At 62.2% G+C, this 15300-nt stretch carries 13 protein-coding genes; 7 read left to right on the forward strand and 6 right to left on the reverse strand.

The annotated features are described in order from the left end of the window. The first annotated feature begins 92 nt into the window (after positions 1-92). The 3 genes from ybaK (at position 93) to AAEQ75_RS14310 (ending at position 3068) form a co-directional block, all read left to right on the forward strand. On the forward strand, positions 93-563 hold the full coding sequence (ybaK, locus tag AAEQ75_RS14300; protein ID WP_104728835.1) for a Cys-tRNA(Pro) deacylase: 471 nt from the start codon (positions 93-95) through the stop codon (positions 561-563). 83 nt (positions 564-646) lie between these two features. Continuing rightward, entirely contained in the window at positions 647-2134 is a 1488-nt protein-coding gene (gene glpK, locus AAEQ75_RS14305; RefSeq protein WP_343349376.1) for a glycerol kinase GlpK, read from the forward strand. A 127-nt stretch (positions 2135-2261) separates the two neighbouring features. Then, entirely contained in the window at positions 2262-3068 is an 807-nt protein-coding gene (locus tag AAEQ75_RS14310; RefSeq protein WP_343349377.1) for a PhzF family phenazine biosynthesis protein, read from the forward strand. Here the strand turns inward: AAEQ75_RS14310 and AAEQ75_RS14315 are convergent, their stop codons facing one another. After that, positions 3069-4175 (reverse strand): ABC transporter ATP-binding protein, encoded by a 1107-nt coding sequence (locus tag AAEQ75_RS14315; protein ID WP_125880607.1) that lies wholly within the window; start codon positions 4173-4175, stop codon positions 3069-3071. It abuts the gene before it with no gap. Beyond that, the gene (argF, locus tag AAEQ75_RS14320) at positions 4172-5092 is read right to left on the reverse strand and encodes an ornithine carbamoyltransferase (RefSeq protein ID WP_125836748.1); all 921 of its coding nucleotides are present in this window, start codon (positions 5090-5092) and stop codon (positions 4172-4174) included. The genes AAEQ75_RS14315 and argF overlap by 4 nt, the downstream gene beginning before the upstream one ends. A 382-nt stretch (positions 5093-5474) precedes the next feature. Between argF and AAEQ75_RS14325 the strand changes: the two genes are divergently transcribed. After that, positions 5475-7583 (forward strand): molybdopterin oxidoreductase family protein, encoded by a 2109-nt coding sequence (locus tag AAEQ75_RS14325; protein WP_343349378.1) that lies wholly within the window; start codon positions 5475-5477, stop codon positions 7581-7583. A 324-nt stretch (positions 7584-7907) separates the two neighbouring features. Beyond that, a complete protein-coding gene (grxD, locus tag AAEQ75_RS14330) occupies positions 7908-8234 on the forward strand; it encodes a Grx4 family monothiol glutaredoxin (RefSeq protein WP_074682640.1) in 327 nt (108 codons plus the stop codon). Positions 8235-8276: 42 nt separating this feature from the next. On the opposite strand, the gene AAEQ75_RS14335 is transcribed toward grxD, so the two are convergent. The 4 genes from AAEQ75_RS14335 to AAEQ75_RS14350 form a co-directional block, all read right to left on the reverse strand. Beyond that, complete coding sequence (locus AAEQ75_RS14335) at positions 8277-9608, reverse strand: IS4 family transposase (protein ID WP_343349379.1); 1332 nt, start codon at positions 9606-9608, stop codon at positions 8277-8279. Between the two features lie 125 nt (positions 9609-9733). After that, positions 9734-10072: a YdbL family protein gene (locus AAEQ75_RS14340; protein ID WP_099525740.1), complete on the reverse strand. Its 339-nt coding sequence runs from the start codon at positions 10070-10072 to the stop codon at positions 9734-9736. 41 nt (positions 10073-10113) lie between these two features. After that, positions 10114-10305 carry a YnbE family lipoprotein gene (locus AAEQ75_RS14345; protein ID WP_099525739.1) on the reverse strand — a complete coding sequence of 64 codons (192 nt, stop codon included), beginning with the start codon at positions 10303-10305 and terminating at the stop codon, positions 10114-10116. 4 nt (positions 10306-10309) lie between these two features. After that, positions 10310-12865, reverse strand: coding sequence for an intermembrane phospholipid transport protein YdbH family protein (locus AAEQ75_RS14350; protein WP_343349380.1), 2556 nt, complete (start codon positions 12863-12865; stop codon positions 10310-10312). Positions 12866-13496: 631 nt separating this feature from the next. On the opposite strand from AAEQ75_RS14350, the gene AAEQ75_RS14355 reads away from it, so the two are divergent. Together AAEQ75_RS14355 and rmuC are read left to right on the forward strand one after the other, a co-directional pair. After that, the gene (locus AAEQ75_RS14355; protein WP_013716752.1) at positions 13497-13748 is read left to right on the forward strand and encodes a sel1 repeat family protein; all 252 of its coding nucleotides are present in this window, start codon (positions 13497-13499) and stop codon (positions 13746-13748) included. A gap of 179 nt (positions 13749-13927) precedes the next feature. Next, on the forward strand, positions 13928-15289 hold the full coding sequence (gene rmuC, locus AAEQ75_RS14360) for a DNA recombination protein RmuC (RefSeq protein ID WP_343352393.1): 1362 nt from the start codon (positions 13928-13930) through the stop codon (positions 15287-15289). Positions 15290-15300 lie beyond the last annotated feature (11 nt).

The following is a 15300-nucleotide window of genomic DNA, read 5'->3' on the forward strand; positions in this document are numbered from 1 at the left end:
TTCCTGTGATGGTCACTCATTATAGGGTGTGGCGGTGGTGGATTTGAGCCTGTTACTGTAAGGCATCTTTTATCGCGTTTTCACATTCGAACATGACTCCCGCAATCGATCTGTTGAAAAAGGCCAAGGCCGAACACCGCGTGCACAGCTACCAGCACGATCCTAAGGCGCCGTCCTACGGGTTGGAGGCGGCCGAGAAGCTGGGGCTGGCACCCGAGTGCGTGTACAAGACCCTGCTCGCAGCGACCGAGAAGGGCGAGCTGCTGGTGGCAGTCGTGCCGGTGGCGGGCAGCCTCGATCTCAAGGCGCTGGCAGCAGCTGCTGGGGCGAAGAAAGCGGACATGGCCGACCCGGCAGCCGCACAGCGCGCCACTGGGTATCTGGTTGGCGGCATCAGCCCGCTGGGGCAGAAGAAGCGCCTGCGTACCTTCATCGACGAAAGTGCACGCCAGCATCCCACCATTCACGTCAGTGGTGGCCGACGAGGGTTGGAGCTGGAGCTCTCGGCCGAGACCCTGGCGCAGCACACTCAGGGGCAGTTCGCCGCTATCGGCAAAGCCTGAAGCGATCAGTATGCTCGCCAGCAAAATAAGCCACTCTGCGGTCAACAGCAGCGAACGTTACCGATAACAACAAGGAATCTCGCATGACCCAATACCTGCTAGCCATCGACCAGGGCACCACCAGCTCCCGCGCCATCATCTTCAATGATCAGGGGCTGCCGGTTGCGCGCGCCCAGCAGGAGTTCAAGCAGTACTTCCCTCAGGATGGCTGGGTCGAGCACGACGGTGAGGAAATATGGTCCTCCACGCTCAAGGTTTGCCACGATGCCATTGCCAGTAGCGGTCTGCAGCCCGAAGCTATTGCCGCCATCGGCATCACCAACCAGCGCGAAACCACCCTGGTGTGGGATGCTGTCAGTGGTAAGCCTATCCATCCGGCCATCGTCTGGCAGGATCGTCGCACCGCCGACTATTGCGCCGGGCTCAAGGAGCAAGGCCACGAGGCGGCGGTTTCGGCCAAGACCGGCCTGCTGATCGATCCGTATTTCTCCGCCACCAAGCTGCGCTGGATTCTGCATAACGTGCCGGGCGCTCGTGAGCGGGCCGAGCGCGGTGAGCTGCGCTTCGGCACCGTCGACAGCTTCCTGTTGTGGCGTCTGACCGATGGCAAGGTGCACCGCACCGACGCCAGCAACGCCTCGCGCACGCTGATGTTCAACATCCATACCCAACAGTGGGACGAAGAGCTGCTCAAGCTGTTCGAGATCCCGGTCAGCCTGCTGCCCGAGGTGCTCGATTGTGCCGCCGAGTTCGGTCATACCGACAGCGCGCTGCTCGGCGCCAGTATTCCGGTGCTGGGCATGGCCGGTGACCAGCAGGCGGCCCTGATCGGCCAGGCCTGCTTCGAGCCTGGCATGGTCAAGAGCACCTACGGTACTGGCTGTTTCATGATCCAGAACACCGGCGATCAGCCGGTGAGTTCGAAGAATCGCCTGTTGACCACGGTCGGCTATCGCCTCGATGGCAAGGTCACCTACGCGGTGGAGGGCAGTATCTTCGTCGCAGGCGCGGCGGTGCAGTGGTTGCGTGACGGTATCAAGCTGATCAGCCATGCGCGCGAAAGCGAGGCGCTGGCCGAGGCCACCGGTGAAGCCTGCGGCGTCTACCTGGTGCCGGCATTCACCGGCCTGGGGGCGCCGTATTGGGACCCCAAGGCGCGTGGAGCCATCTTCGGCCTGACCCGCGATACCGGGATCAAGGAGATTGTCACCGCCGGCCTGCAGTCGGTGTGCTACCAGACCCGTGACCTGCTCGAAGCCATGCGCCAGGACGGCGCGGCGGCGCCTAGCGCCCTGCGTGTCGACGGCGGCATGGTAGAGAACAACTGGGTCATGCAGTTTCTCGCCGACATTCTCGGCGTCAGTGTCGAACGTCCGGAGGTCACCGAGACCACTGCGCTCGGCGTCGCCTATCTGGCAGGCCTGAAGCTAGGCCTGTACCAGGACCTGAAAGCCATCGCCAGTCACTGGCATCGTCAGCAGCGTTTCGAGCCGCGGATGAACGATGCACATCGCGAACGTCTTTACGCTGGTTGGCTGGATGCGGTGAAGCGGGTGCGCAGCGAGCCTTGAAGCACCCTGGGATCGTAGAAGCGGCTTTAGCCGCGATGCTCGGGCTTAACTGGAAAACAGCAACTGTATCTGTTGCGGCTTACCTGGCGTAGGCATGCTGGCGGCTCTAATCTGGCCGGAATGCAGCATGCCTCTCGAATTCCATCAAGTTGACGCCTTTACCGATCAGCCGTTCGCGGGCAATCCCGCCATGGTCTATCGCCTGAATGCCTGGCTCGACGATGCCCTGATGCAGCGCATCGCTGCCGAGCACAACCTGGCCGAGACCGCATTCGTGGTGAAAGAGAGCGGTGCCTGGCATATCCGCTGGTTCACCCCGGTCAGCGAGGTGCCGCTGTGCGGGCATGCCACCCTGGCGGCGGCCAAGGTGCTATTCGACATCTATCAGGAACCGGCAGAGGTGCTGGATTTCACCTGCTTGTCCGGAGCGCTGCAGGTCACCCGGCAGGGCGAACGTCTGCAACTGGATTTCCCGGTGCGGCGCGCGGAGTTGGTGGCGCGGGAATTACACGAGCAGGCCGAGCGTGCGCTGGAGCGTCAGGTGGAGCAGGTACTGGCGTTGGGCAATGCCGATGGCAGCGTGCAGGAACTGATGGTGGTGCTGGATTCCGAGGCCGAGCTCCGCGAGCTGAAGCCGAACCTGCCCGCGCTGGCCACCCTGCCTGGGCTTGGCGTGCTGGTCACGGCTGCCGGGGCCCAACATGACTTCGTTTCGCGCTACTTCGCGCCCAGTATCGGTATCGATGAAGACCCTGTCACCGGTTCGACCCACTGCATCCTTATGCCCTATTGGGTCGAGCGTCTGGGCCGCAACACGCTCAGTGCCTTCCAGTGTTCGGCGCGTGGTGGTGAGTTGCTCTGTCGTCTGGAGGGCGAGCGGGTGAAGATCGCTGGCCACGCGCGGCATATCGCCAGTGGCCAGCTGACGCTCTGATCAGTTGCTGCTGACCCGGCGCACGCCAGCTGATTCGCTCAGCTGCAATTGCGCCGCGACGCTGCCAAGGGCCGGGAAGGCCACCAGGTGGTCGGCGGCGATGCGGATGCCCACCTCGTCGCCCGGCTGGTGATCGGCATGACTGGGAAAGATCGATTCCAGCTGGCTGCCGGTCGGTAGTTGCAGTCGGTAGAGCGTGGCCGCGCCGAGGAAGGTCTTGCCGACGATACGCGCCTTCAGTTCGCTGCTTTCGTCCGGAACGATATCGTCCGGGCGCAGTAACACGTCCACCGCGCTGCCCTGCGCCCAGGTATAGGCACGGTTGCCGCGGATCACGCCGAGTTCGGTCTGTACCGTTTCCGGGCTGAGCAACTGGCCGCGGATGAAATAACCCTGGCCAATGAAGCTGGCGACGAAAGGTGTCAGCGGCTCGTGGTAGAGGTTGAACGGCGTGTCCCACTGCTCCAGACGGCCATCCTTGAACACGCCGACGTGATCGCTGACGGCGAAGGCTTCTTCCTGGTCGTGGGTCACCAGGATGGCGCTGGTGCCGCGCGTCTTGAGTATCTCGCGCACTTCATGGCTCAGGCGCCGACGCAGTTCGCCATCGAGGTTGGAGAAGGGCTCGTCGAGCAGCAGCAGCTTCGGCTCTGGAGCCAGGGCACGGGCCAGGGCCACGCGTTGTTGCTGGCCGCCGGACAGTTCATGCGGGTAACGCTTGGCCAGGTGCCCGAGCTTGACCAGCTCCAGCAATTCCTGGGTGATGCGCTCGGCATTGGCGTGCTTGCGAATGCCAAAGGCGACGTTCTCCGCCACGCTCAGGTGGGGGAACAGGGCATAGTCCTGAAACACCATGCCGATCTGGCGTTTCTCCGGTGCCAGGGTAAAGCCGGCGCGGGAGATCACCTGGCCGTCGAGTTCTATCTCACCTTCGAGCACTGGCTCGAAACCGGCGATGGCGCGCAGCGTAGTGGTCTTGCCGCAACCCGATGGGCCGAGCAGGCAGCCGATATCGCCCGGGTTCAGGTGCAGGTCGAGATCCTGCACCACCTTGTGGGCGTGGTAGCCGCAGTTCAGCCCGCGTAGCTGCAGCAGGGGCTGGCTCATGCGTGGTGGTACGCCGGGTCGACCAGCATCTCCAGCAGCGCCTTCTGGGCGTGCAGGCGGTTCTCGGCTTGATCCCATGCAACCGAGCGCGGGTCATCGAGCAGGTCGAAGCTGATTTCTTCGCCACGATGCGCCGGCAGGCAATGCATGAACAGCACGTCTTCGGCGGCGGCGTCGAGCAGCTCGCGGGTGACCTGATAGGGGCGGAACAACGCCATACGCTGCTCGGCCTCGTCTTCCTGGCCCATCGAGGCCCAGACGTCGGTGCTGACCAGATGCGCGCCGGTCACCGCTTCGCGCGGGTCACGCAGCACCTGCACACGCTCGCCGGCCTGGGCCAGGAAACGTGCGTCCGGCTCATAGCCAGCAGGGCAGGCGACCTTCAGTTGGAAGTCGAACTGCATCGCCGCTTCGATATAGGAGTTGCACATGTTGTTGCCGTCGCCGATCCAGGCCACCGTCTTGCCGGCGATGCTGCCGCGGTGTTCGAGGAAGGTCTGCATGTCGGCGAGCAACTGGCAGGGGTGCAGGTCGTCGGACAGGCCATTGATCACCGGCACCTTGGACTTGGCGGCGAACTCGGTGAGGTTGCTGTGGGCGAAGGTGCGGATCATCACCGCATCGAGCATGCTCGACATGACGATGGCGGCGTCGCCAATCGGCTCGCCGCGGCCCAGCTGGGTATCACGCGGCGAGAGGAAGATGGCTTGGCCGCCGAGCTGGATCATGCCGGCTTCGAAGGACAGGCGGGTGCGGGTCGAGGCCTTCTCGAAGATCATGCCCAGCACGCGATTCTTCAGCGGCTCGAAGAGTACGCCGCGATTACGCAGATCCTTCAGCTCGATGCCTCGGCGGATCAGTCCCACCAGTTCGTCCGGTGTGTAATCCATCATCGAGAGAAAGTGTCTGACGCTCATCGTTAACTACCTTTATCACTACAGTTCGCAAGCTTGCGTTCGGGGATAAAACCGACAAAAACAGCAGAGCTTGCGGCAGGAGGCCGCAGGGTGCGACGAAACAGGGGAAGGCGCGATCCTATAAGGAAATGACGAGACGGCGCAAGTTAACGCCTACGGGCGCGCAGAATGATGCTTTACAAGCCTTTTTAGCCAAAGCGCTGGCGCCAGTGATATTGAACGCAGTCGTGCCAGGGGACACGTACGTGGTGCTGCTGAATCGGCAGGCTTGATGCCTGTCGATTCATGAGGCGAACGCTGCTGGCGTCGCCCTTGCGCTCGGCTCATAGTTCATGGCCTGCGACCTGACCGGTCGTCTCGGATCAGAACAAGAGGCCAGGCCATGACCAAGTCCCTCCATTACCGTGCATGCCATCTGTGCGAAGCCATATGCGGCCTTGCCATCGAAACTGAAGTGCAGCCTGATGGCAGCACGCAGATTCGCTCGATCAAGGGCGATGCACAGGATAGCTTCAGCCGTGGCCATATCTGCCCCAAGGCCGTGGCGCTGCAGGACATCCAGAACGACCCCGACCGTATCTGTCAGCCCATGCGCCGCATTGGCGAGCAGTGGCAGGCCATCGGCTGGGAGGAGGCGTTCGAGCTGGTGGCTGAGCACCTGAGCACGATTCAGGCCGCCCATGGGCAAAATGCCGTGGCCGTGTATCAGGGCAACCCCAGCGTGCATAACTATGGGCTGATGACCCACAGCAACTATTTCCTCGGTCAGTTGAAAACCCGCAATCGCTTTTCAGCCACCTCGGTCGATCAACTGCCGCACCACCTGACCACCCATCTGATGTATGGCCACGGCCTGCTGATTCCGATTCCCGATATCGATCACACCGACTTCATGCTGATTCTGGGCGGCAACCCCTTGGCCTCCAACGGCAGCATCATGACTGTGCCGGATGTGGAGAAGCGCCTGAAGGCCATCCAGGCCCGCGGTGGCAAGTTGGTGGTGGTCGACCCGCGTCGCAGCGAGACCGCCGCCATCGCCGACCAGCACCTGTTCGTGCGCCCCGGTAGCGATGCCGCGCTGCTGCTGGCTCTGCTCAATACCCTGTTCGAGGAGGGCCTGACGCGCGACAGCCATCTGCCGGTAGAAGGGCTGGAGCAGGTGCGCGAAGCGATTGCCGGATTTGGTGCCGAGGCCATGAGCGCGCGCTGTGGCGTGCCGGCAGAAACCATCCGCCAACTGGCGCGGGATTTCGCCGCTGCAGACAAGGCCGTGTGCTACGGACGCATGGGCGTTTCCACCCAGGCGTTCGGCACCCTGTGCCAATGGCTGGTACAGATCATCAATCTGGTGACCGGCAACCTCGATCGCGCGGGCGGCGTGCTCTGCACCACGCCGGCGGTGGATCTGGTAGCGAGCACCTCGGGCGGGCATTTCAATCGCTGGCAGAGCCGGGTATCCGGCCTGCCGGAATACGGTGGCGAGCTGCCGGTTTCGGCGCTGGCCGAAGAGATGCTGACGCCGGGCGAAGGGCAGATCCGTGCCCTGGTCACGGTGGCCGGCAACCCGGTGCTGTCCACACCCAATGGGCGCCAGCTGGAGCAGGCGCTGGACGGCCTGGACTTCATGCTCTCGGTGGATTTCTACATCAACGAGACCACCCGTTACGCCGACCTGATCCTGCCGCCGACTGCGCCGCTGGAGCACGATCACTACGACACTACCTTCAATGTGTTCGCGGTGCGTAATGTCACCCGCTTCAACGAGGCAATCCTGGCCAAGCCGGACGGTGCATTGCACGACTGGGAAATCTTCGTCGGTCTGGCCAAAGCTTTCGCAGCGCGCAATGGTCTTGAACTGAAACCGACCATGGCGCCGGAGCAGATGATCGACATGGGCCTGCGTTTTGGCCCCTATGGTGATCGCAGTGAGCACAAGCTCAGTCTGGCTGCATTGCGTGAGCATCCGCATGGGGTCGACCTGGGGCCCTTGCAGCCGAACCTGGCCGCGCGCTTGAAAACGCCGAGCAAGGCGGTGCAGGCAGCACCTGAGTTGCTGCTCGCCGATCTGGCACGCTTCGCCGAACAGCCGCAGCCGGCAGCCGATGAGCTACTTCTGATCGGTCGTCGTCACGTGCGCAGCAACAACTCCTGGATGCACAACTATCACCGCCTGGTGAAGGGCAAGCCGCGTCATCAGTTGTTGATGAATCCGCAGGATCTGGCCAGTCGTGGCTTGGCCGATGGCCAGCGCGTACGTGTGCGCTCGCGGGTTGGCAGTATCGAGGTAGAGGTGGCAGCCAGCGATGAGGTGATGGCTGGCGTGGTCAGCCTGCCCCATGGCTGGGGGCATGCCCGTCCTGGCGTGCAGATGGACATTGCGCGCGCCCAGCCGGGTGCCAGCGCCAATGATCTGACCGACGAGCGCCAGCTCGATGCGCTGTCCGGTAATGCCGTACTCAATGGTGTGCCGGTGGAGGTGGTGGCTGCGTAACGACCTGCTGCGCGTCGGCCCTGCTGCGTTAAAAACAGGTTCGGAAAGCCTCTTGCGGCTAACGCGCTTTAGCGCGGCCCGAAGGGCGAACGAAGTGAGTACTGCTCATTTACAACTCGTAAACTCGAACGCGACTCCGACCGCTCCTCGCCTGTTTTGACCAGCCGGAGGCTGTTACTAACGTAGCGCCTTGCATGTCTCTAGCTCGCGAGGTCGTAAGTAGGTCTAGGGAGGACGGCAAGGCCGAGCATTATGCTCGGCTTTTCGCTACAATCGCGCCACCGTGGCGACCGTCGGGTCGCGAAGTCTATGCTGAGGTGCCCCATGGATATCATCGAAACCATCAAAGAGCAGATCGCCAACAACACCGTTCTGCTGTACATGAAAGGCTCGCCCAACGCGCCGCAGTGTGGCTTCTCGGCCCGTGCTGCTCAGGTCGTGATGGGCTGTGGCGAGAAGTTCGCCTATGTCGACATCCTGCAGAACCCGGAAATCCGCGCCAACCTGCCGAAGTACGCCAACTGGCCGACCTTCCCGCAGCTGTGGGTCGGCGGTGAGCTGGTCGGCGGTAGCGACATCCTCACCGAGATGTACGAGAAGGGCGAGCTGCAGACCCTGATCAAGGATGCTGTGGGGAAGGCCGACGCCTGATCACTGCATTTGCAAAAAAGAACCCGCCTAGGCTAATGCCAGTCAGTTAAGCTGACTGGCATTTTTATTTCTGGTCGGATACTTGGACGGCTTGGGTTTGACCGCTCGCGGATAACTGCGATCCTCACGGCGATGAGGTAGGACGTAGTGCATGGCCGAGGCCTGTAGTTCGGCCAGGTAGCGAGGGATATTGCCTGGATGATTCAAAGAGACCCCGTTCAAGAAGCCCAGAATCGCCCAGGTGCAAGCGGTGAAACTCATTTCGCAGGGGTAGATGCCAGGGCGGTGGCTGCTCATTTCCAGCATTTGATAACGCAGCAGGTTGTACCCCAGTAGTACGCCCCACAGTTCTTGTTCAATCATCTCCGGTGTTTTACTACGCAGTGTGTAGTGACCCGCGAGCATGCCTTGCTTCATTTCTCGATAGCCCAGTTCGATTTCCCAGCGCTGGCTATACAGATCCACGATTTCGTCGGGTGGGAAGCGCAGAGGATCGATCATTGAGGTCAGTACCTGCCGCACTTTGCCCTTGATGGTCTTGCTTAATAACCGAGCCTGTAGCGTTTCTGGCAGATCGGGCCATTGTTTACGCGCCTGCGGCGAGGTCTTTAGCGAGACGATGGCATCGTGGCGCCCTAACTTACGCAGCACCTCGTATTGAGCATCCTTGCGCAGCGGCAGTAACCAATGGCGCTGAGTGCCTGTCTGTTGCCAGCGATGAAGTAACCCCAGTGAATAGAAGCCACGGTCGAACAAGGTCAGCGAGTGATCGGGTGTACTGTCGATCAGTTGTTCGGCCAGTTTCATCTCGTTGCTGTGGTAGCCGGCAAAAGCACTACTCACCAGCATGTGGCTGGTCAGCTCCATCTGGCAGACCATGCGAACTTGGGGATAGCCGGTATCGCCATGCTGATTACTGGCGCTGCCATAGTGCTTGCGGTTGTCGTCCGTATCCGGTGTGCGCCAGACCACGCCATCGACACTGAGCAGGCGCAAACCGGCCCAAGTGGGGTGATTGGCGCTGGCATGCCAGCGTTGTTGAGTCAGGGAAAAGACTTCTCGCACCGCAGCGCTGCCCAAACGCTGGCGACCTTGCACGATTGCACTGGGTGCTACCAATGGCTTCTGCCCAGGCAGCATGATGCCCATACGGCTCGCGGCATCCCAGGCCGACATCCGGCGAAACAACGCCATGGCGATCACGCACCAGAGCATGGCTTCAAGAGGGAGACGTCGCTTACGCAGGGTCGCCACTCCCGCCGTTTCCAGTGCGGTGCTAACTAGGCCTGGATCAAGCAGCGCCCCCAGCTCGTCAAGGGAGTGGGTGGCAGAAGCCGCTTCGTGAGTCAGTGCCAAGGCGCGGGAAAGTCGCATAAAAAAATCCGATGCTCAAAACAAGCATCGGATTTTCGTTTCAGCGCGCAGAAGGTCAAGCTGTAGCGCTTAACTGACTGGCATTACCCGCCTAGGCGGGTTCTTTCGTTTCTGCCATCTGCTGTCTATTTCTGCAGCCACTGGCCGTTCAGCTGGATGAACTGACCCTTGGGCGTGCGCTCGATGGCCTTCTTGCCGGCGATGGCTTCCACGTCGTTCAGGCTGATGCCGTTGTCCTGCGCGACCTTCTGGTATTCGGCGCGACGTGCCTGGTTGATCAGCCGGGCGATTTCATCGGCCTGGCCACCGGCTTTGACCACGCCGAGATAGCCGTTGGGTTGCTCGCCGAGTTGACCGCTGGCCTTGGCGTCGCCCAGCGCGCTCATGGCCTGGTTGAGGTTCAGTGCGTAGGCCGGCAGGCTGAGTGTGAGTGCCAGCAGCAGGGTCGAAATGTATCGAATCATCGTCTCTCTCCGTAGGACCTGTTCATGCCAAAACAGTGGGCTCAAAACAGACCGCTGCCTTCGCTAAATACACTGTCCAGCGCCTTGTCCACCTTGATGTAGATTTCGTGCTCGACCTTGACGTTCAGGTTGATGTTGATCGGCTCGTTAGGCATCGCCAGTTGTACCGTCGGGGTACAGGCCTGGCACAGCAGCCCCAGGCTCAGGACTGCGAGGAGGCGGTACGTGCGCATGGCGCTACTCCTTTGATTCTTGGGGGACACGCTGGCGCATCCATTGCTGAATCCGTTGCTGGATGATGCCACTTACCTTGTCGGTCAGTTGCAGGCTGGCCAGCAAGGCCGGAATGTCTTCTTCCAGATTGATATTGAAGTGGATGGGCCGGCCCTTTTCGATGGCCGGGTTCTGTCCATGCAGGCGCATGCCTAGCTGCAGTGTGCCGGACTGATCATAGTCGACGCTACTGCTGAGCAGATCGTAGTGGAAGTCCTCCAGTGCGTCGGTGACCAGCTTCATACCCGGGTTGGCCTGGCCCATGGCGCGAATGCGCGGCGAGTGAAAGCTCAGCTGCCCTCCTGGTGGCCTGGCTTCGATCAGGCCCTGTTCGATGCTGATGGCGCCGCCCAGGCGCAGCGGCAAGGTGCCGTCGATCAGCCCATTGCCGGCGAGCCCTTCGGCTGGATAGACGCGAAACAGCTCCTGCAGATCCAGGCCGCTGAGCTTCAGTGGCAACAACTGGCTGGGGCGATCCAGTGCCCAGGTCGCTGGTTCCAGGCTCAGGCTGCCGCCGAGGATGCCCAGTTCCGCGCGTTGATGGCTGAGGTTGCCAGCCAGAGGGCGTTGCAGGCTGGCCTGATAACTGGCTTGCAGCTGCAAGGGGCCGAGAGCGATACCGGGGTCGAGCTGTTTCGCGCTCAGGCTCGGCAGCTCCAGTGTCAGGCGCTCGCCCGCGAGGCGCAGGTGCAGTTCGACGTCCACACCGCTCAGCGTGCTGCGGTCATAGATGCCGGCCAGGCCTTTGCCGCTGAGCTTCGCCCTCAGTTGCAGGGGCTTGCCAGTGGGCAGGCTCAGGTTGGCGTTGCCCTGAATGCGGCCGTTTTCCAGGGTCAGCAGTGGCGGCCAGCTCGCTAGCGTATGGGCCAGCGGGTTGCCCGCGCGTAGGAAGAGTTCATCGACTGTGGCGTTCAGCCCCAGTGCATCGGCGGTGTTGTTCAGGCGCAGCGCCATGCTCAGCCCCGAGTCCGCCAGCAATGCACCATCGAGTGCCTGGCTGACGCTGTCAGCCTCCAGCCGGCCTTGCCATTGCCAGCCCTGGGCCTGTAATTGTGCGTGCTGCAGATTCTGCACGCGCAGCGTCAGTGGGCCGGACAGCGTTGGCACATGTGGCGCGCCGGCCACGCCCAGGCCGGCGAGGGTCAAGCGGGCCTGTTGCAGATCCAGGTCGGCACCGCGTAGGCGCTGGATATCCAGGCGCGAGTTGGCGGCCAGCGTGAGTTGCAGCAGGTGCGCGGTGACATTGCCAGACAGGTCGAGATTCAACTGCAGGCCATCGGCTCGAATGCCATCCAGGTCCACGCGTTTGCTGCGGGCATCGAGCTGCAACTGGCGCACCTCCAGCGCCCAGTCGCGCGATTGCTGCAGGCCGAGCTCGGCGTCGATCTGCCCCTGCAACGCCCCTTCCGCGACGAGCTTCAGCTGCAGGGCCAGTGGGGTATCCGGGTTGCTTTCCAGCGGCTGCAGCTGTAATTGCAGGCGGCTTGTTCGCAGGCCGTTTGGCAGGGCGGTCAGCCAGGGCGCATCCTGGGTATCGAGTTGCAGGTTGCCGTGCAGCTTTCGCCCTTGCCAGGCGCCTGCGGCATTGCGCAGGTCGAGCTGCAGTTCACCGCTGAGCAGGCCGATGCCGGGCAGTGGCCAGGGCTGCGGCAGTTGGGCGTCGACACGTAACCATCCAGGCGCGGTCAGCAGCTCGCCGAGCTGGCGGGTGGTCTGCGGCAGCTGCAGTTGCCACTGGGCGATGATGCCGGCCTGCTGCGGCGTCTTTGGCAGATTGGCGGTGTCCAGTGATGTCCACTCGCTCAGCCAGGCGGCGACCCAGGCGATTTCCTGCAGCGGTGCCAGCAGCAGGTCGCCGTTCCATTGCAGTGCATCGCCCTGAACTGCCAGGTCGCTGTGCAGCTCCATCTGCTGTTGTTCATCGAAGTGCAGGGTCATCTGCAGCTGGCGCGCACTATCCAGGGCGCCATCGAGTCCCTGCAGGTGCGCTTGCAATACTGCGCTGTGGTTTTCGCGTAGCAGTCGCACGCGTAGATGCAAGGCATCGTCCAGACGCTGCAGGTCGAGCTCGCCATCGAGTGCGCAACGGCCATTGATGCAGGGCAGTTGCGCATGGAGGTCGCGTAGTTCGGTCCGCCTCGGCAGCCAGGGCAGGGCATTCGATATCGTCTGAACGGTTTCGTCGAGGCCGCTGTCGGTCGGGCTCTGCGCTTCTGAATCCGCCGCTAGCCAGTCCACGCGCAGACCCTGCACAGCCAGGCGGTAGCGCGGCGCCTCGCTGGCCAGCCATTGCAGGTGAAGCTGCTTGGCATGAGTGTGCAATTCACCCTGGTCACGCTGCACCAGACTCACCTCGTGCAGCTGCAGGCCACGCCAGCTGAGGCTGAAACCCTGCCAGTCCAGTTCGACATGCTGCTCGTCGAGCAACTGCTGCACGCGATAGATGGCGTAGCAGGCGAGCAGCGAGAGCAGCACCGCAAGCGCCATGCAGATGCTCAGCCAGAAACGCCGGCGGCTCATGAGTTCTCCTTGCCTGGTGCCGTTGCGGGACGGTACCCCATGCTCCAGAGAGTGCCAAGCCGATCTGGGGGTTGCATTGCGGCGCTTGTTCGAATCCGCGTGCGATGCGGTATGGATTGGCGGACCGATCAAGGCCGTTTCGCTGGGCTCGGTTTCTGCTGCAGGGCGAGGTCATCGCAGTGCCGCATGACGGCTGCATTCGCCGTTTGGATGCCGCGAAACAGAGCGCTGCGCGGATCTGTCGCAGGGAGTTGTGCACAATGCTGAAGCAGGCTGTCACATCACTGTCAGAAACGCCGCTAACCGCTTGATTTTCCGTGGTTGATTTTTAAGTCAATGAAAAATATGCACTTTTTTCATTGGTGAAAAAATCGACAGTTTGACTGCGAGCCCCATGGCATCAGGCCTGTGAGTTCTTTCGCCCAAGTTGTGCACGGAGTTATCCACAGCTTCTGTGGATTGTGAGGGAACTCTTTCTGGCAGCCGCAATCGATCTGGCAGGCAAGGCTTTACCTTCGAGAAAAAAGGAGTAGAGTGGCGCGCCCCGGCAGTCACCCCCCCCCCTGTATTTATGCCTCGCGCTTTACCTGCTTCATCCTCTGCGACCCGTCCCGGTTCTTCTCGTCTGCCCATGCGCGTTGCGCTATGGCTGCTCGACAGCCCGCGTCTGGGGCAAACCCCCAGTGTCAAACGCATCGCCGGCAACCTGCTCAAGCAGCCTGCGCGCAAGGGCTGTGTTCAGGCACAAAGCCGGTTGGGCCAACTGCTCTGTCGCGACTGCGGTAATACCCGTGATCGCCGCATCGGTTATGAACTCCTGCGCCAGGCTGCGCGCGCGGGCGACCGTGGCGCTCAGCTCGAGCTGGAGCGTCTTTCACGCTGATTGCGTGCTGGCGCCGTGTAAATCGCCGGCGGGTATACTGCACGGCGGTCAAACATGGAGCGTCTATGCCAATCGATCCCCTCTCTCTTGCTATCGGCATCGCCGTTGCGCTGGTTCCGCTATTGGTCGGCCTTTGGTCCTTGCAGCGCCGGCTGGCTCGCGAGCAAGGCGAACAGGCGTTGCTGCGGGAGCGCCTGGAGCATGCGCAGCTCAGCCAGACCGGTTTGCTGGCGCAACTCGATGATTGCCGTGCCGAGTTGGCCGAGGTCAGCGAGATTAAGGTGGAGCAGCAGACCGAGTTGGCCGGTTTGCGCCGTGAGAACGAGCTGCTGCAGCAGGAGCGACACATTGCCCGCGAGGCCGCGCAGTCGTGGAATCAGCAGCGCGAACGTAATGAAGCTGAATTGCGTCGGCTCACCGCCGAGCGTGCGGCGCTGGCTGCCGAGCTGCAGGAAAACCGCGACAACCAGCAGCAGCGTCTTGATGATCTGCAGGGCGCGCGCAACGAGCTGCGCGCCCAGTTTTCCGAACTGGCAACGAAGATCTTCGATGAGCGTGAGCAGCGTTTCGCGGAGACCAGCCAGCAGCGCCTCGGCCAGTTGCTCGACCCACTCAAGGAGCGCATCCAGGCGTTCGAGAAGCGCGTCGACGAGAGTTATCAACAAGAAGCGCGTGAGCGTTTTTCCCTGAACAAAGAGTTGGAGCGTCTGCAGCAGCTCAACCAGCGTCTGGGCGACGAGGCAACCAATCTGACCCGTGTACTCAAGGGCCAGAAGACTCAGGGTAACTGGGGCGAGTTGGTGCTGGAGCGAGTGCTGGAACATGCCGGCCTGGAGAAGGGGCGTGAGTACCACACCCAGGTCAGCCTCAAGGGCGCTGGTGGCGAGCGTTTTCAGCCCGACGTGCTGATCCGCCTACCGGGCGACAGGCAGGTGATCGTCGATGCCAAGGTCAGCCTCAGCGCTTATCAGCAGTATGTCGCCGCAGCGGACGAACCGATTCGCCAGCAGGCGCTCAAGCAGCACCTTATCTCGCTGCGCAGCCACCTCAAGGGTCTGTCCGGCAAGGATTACCAGCGCCTCGAAGGTTTGCACAGTCTGGATTTCGTGCTGCTCTTCGTGCCCATCGAGGCGGCCTTCGCCGCGGCGCTGCAGGCCGAGCCGGATCTGTTTCAGGAGGCCTTCGAGCAGCAGGTGGTGATCGTCAGCCCGACCACCTTGCTGGCTACGCTGCGGGTGATCGACAGCCTCTGGCGCCAGGAGCGTCAGGGCCAGAATGCGCGCGAGATCGCTGAGCGCGCCGGTCAGCTATACGACAAGTTCGTCGCCTTCGTCGCCGATCTGGATGAGATGGGCAGCCGTCTGCAGCAGTTGGACAAGGCTTACGCCAGTGCCCGCAACAAGCTGGTGGACGGTCGTGGCAACCTCATTGGTCGTGTGGAAAATCTCAAGCTGCTGGGCGCCCGTGCGAGCAAGAGCCTGCCAGGCGAGCTGCTCGAGCGCTCTGCAGATCTGCCGGTGCTGGACGAGCTGGGCGAGTAAGCGGACACCGC

Origin of the sequence: Pseudomonas sediminis (assembly GCF_039555755.1) — a bacterium.
Classification (GTDB): Bacteria; Pseudomonadota; Gammaproteobacteria; order Pseudomonadales; family Pseudomonadaceae; genus Aquipseudomonas; species Aquipseudomonas mendocina_D.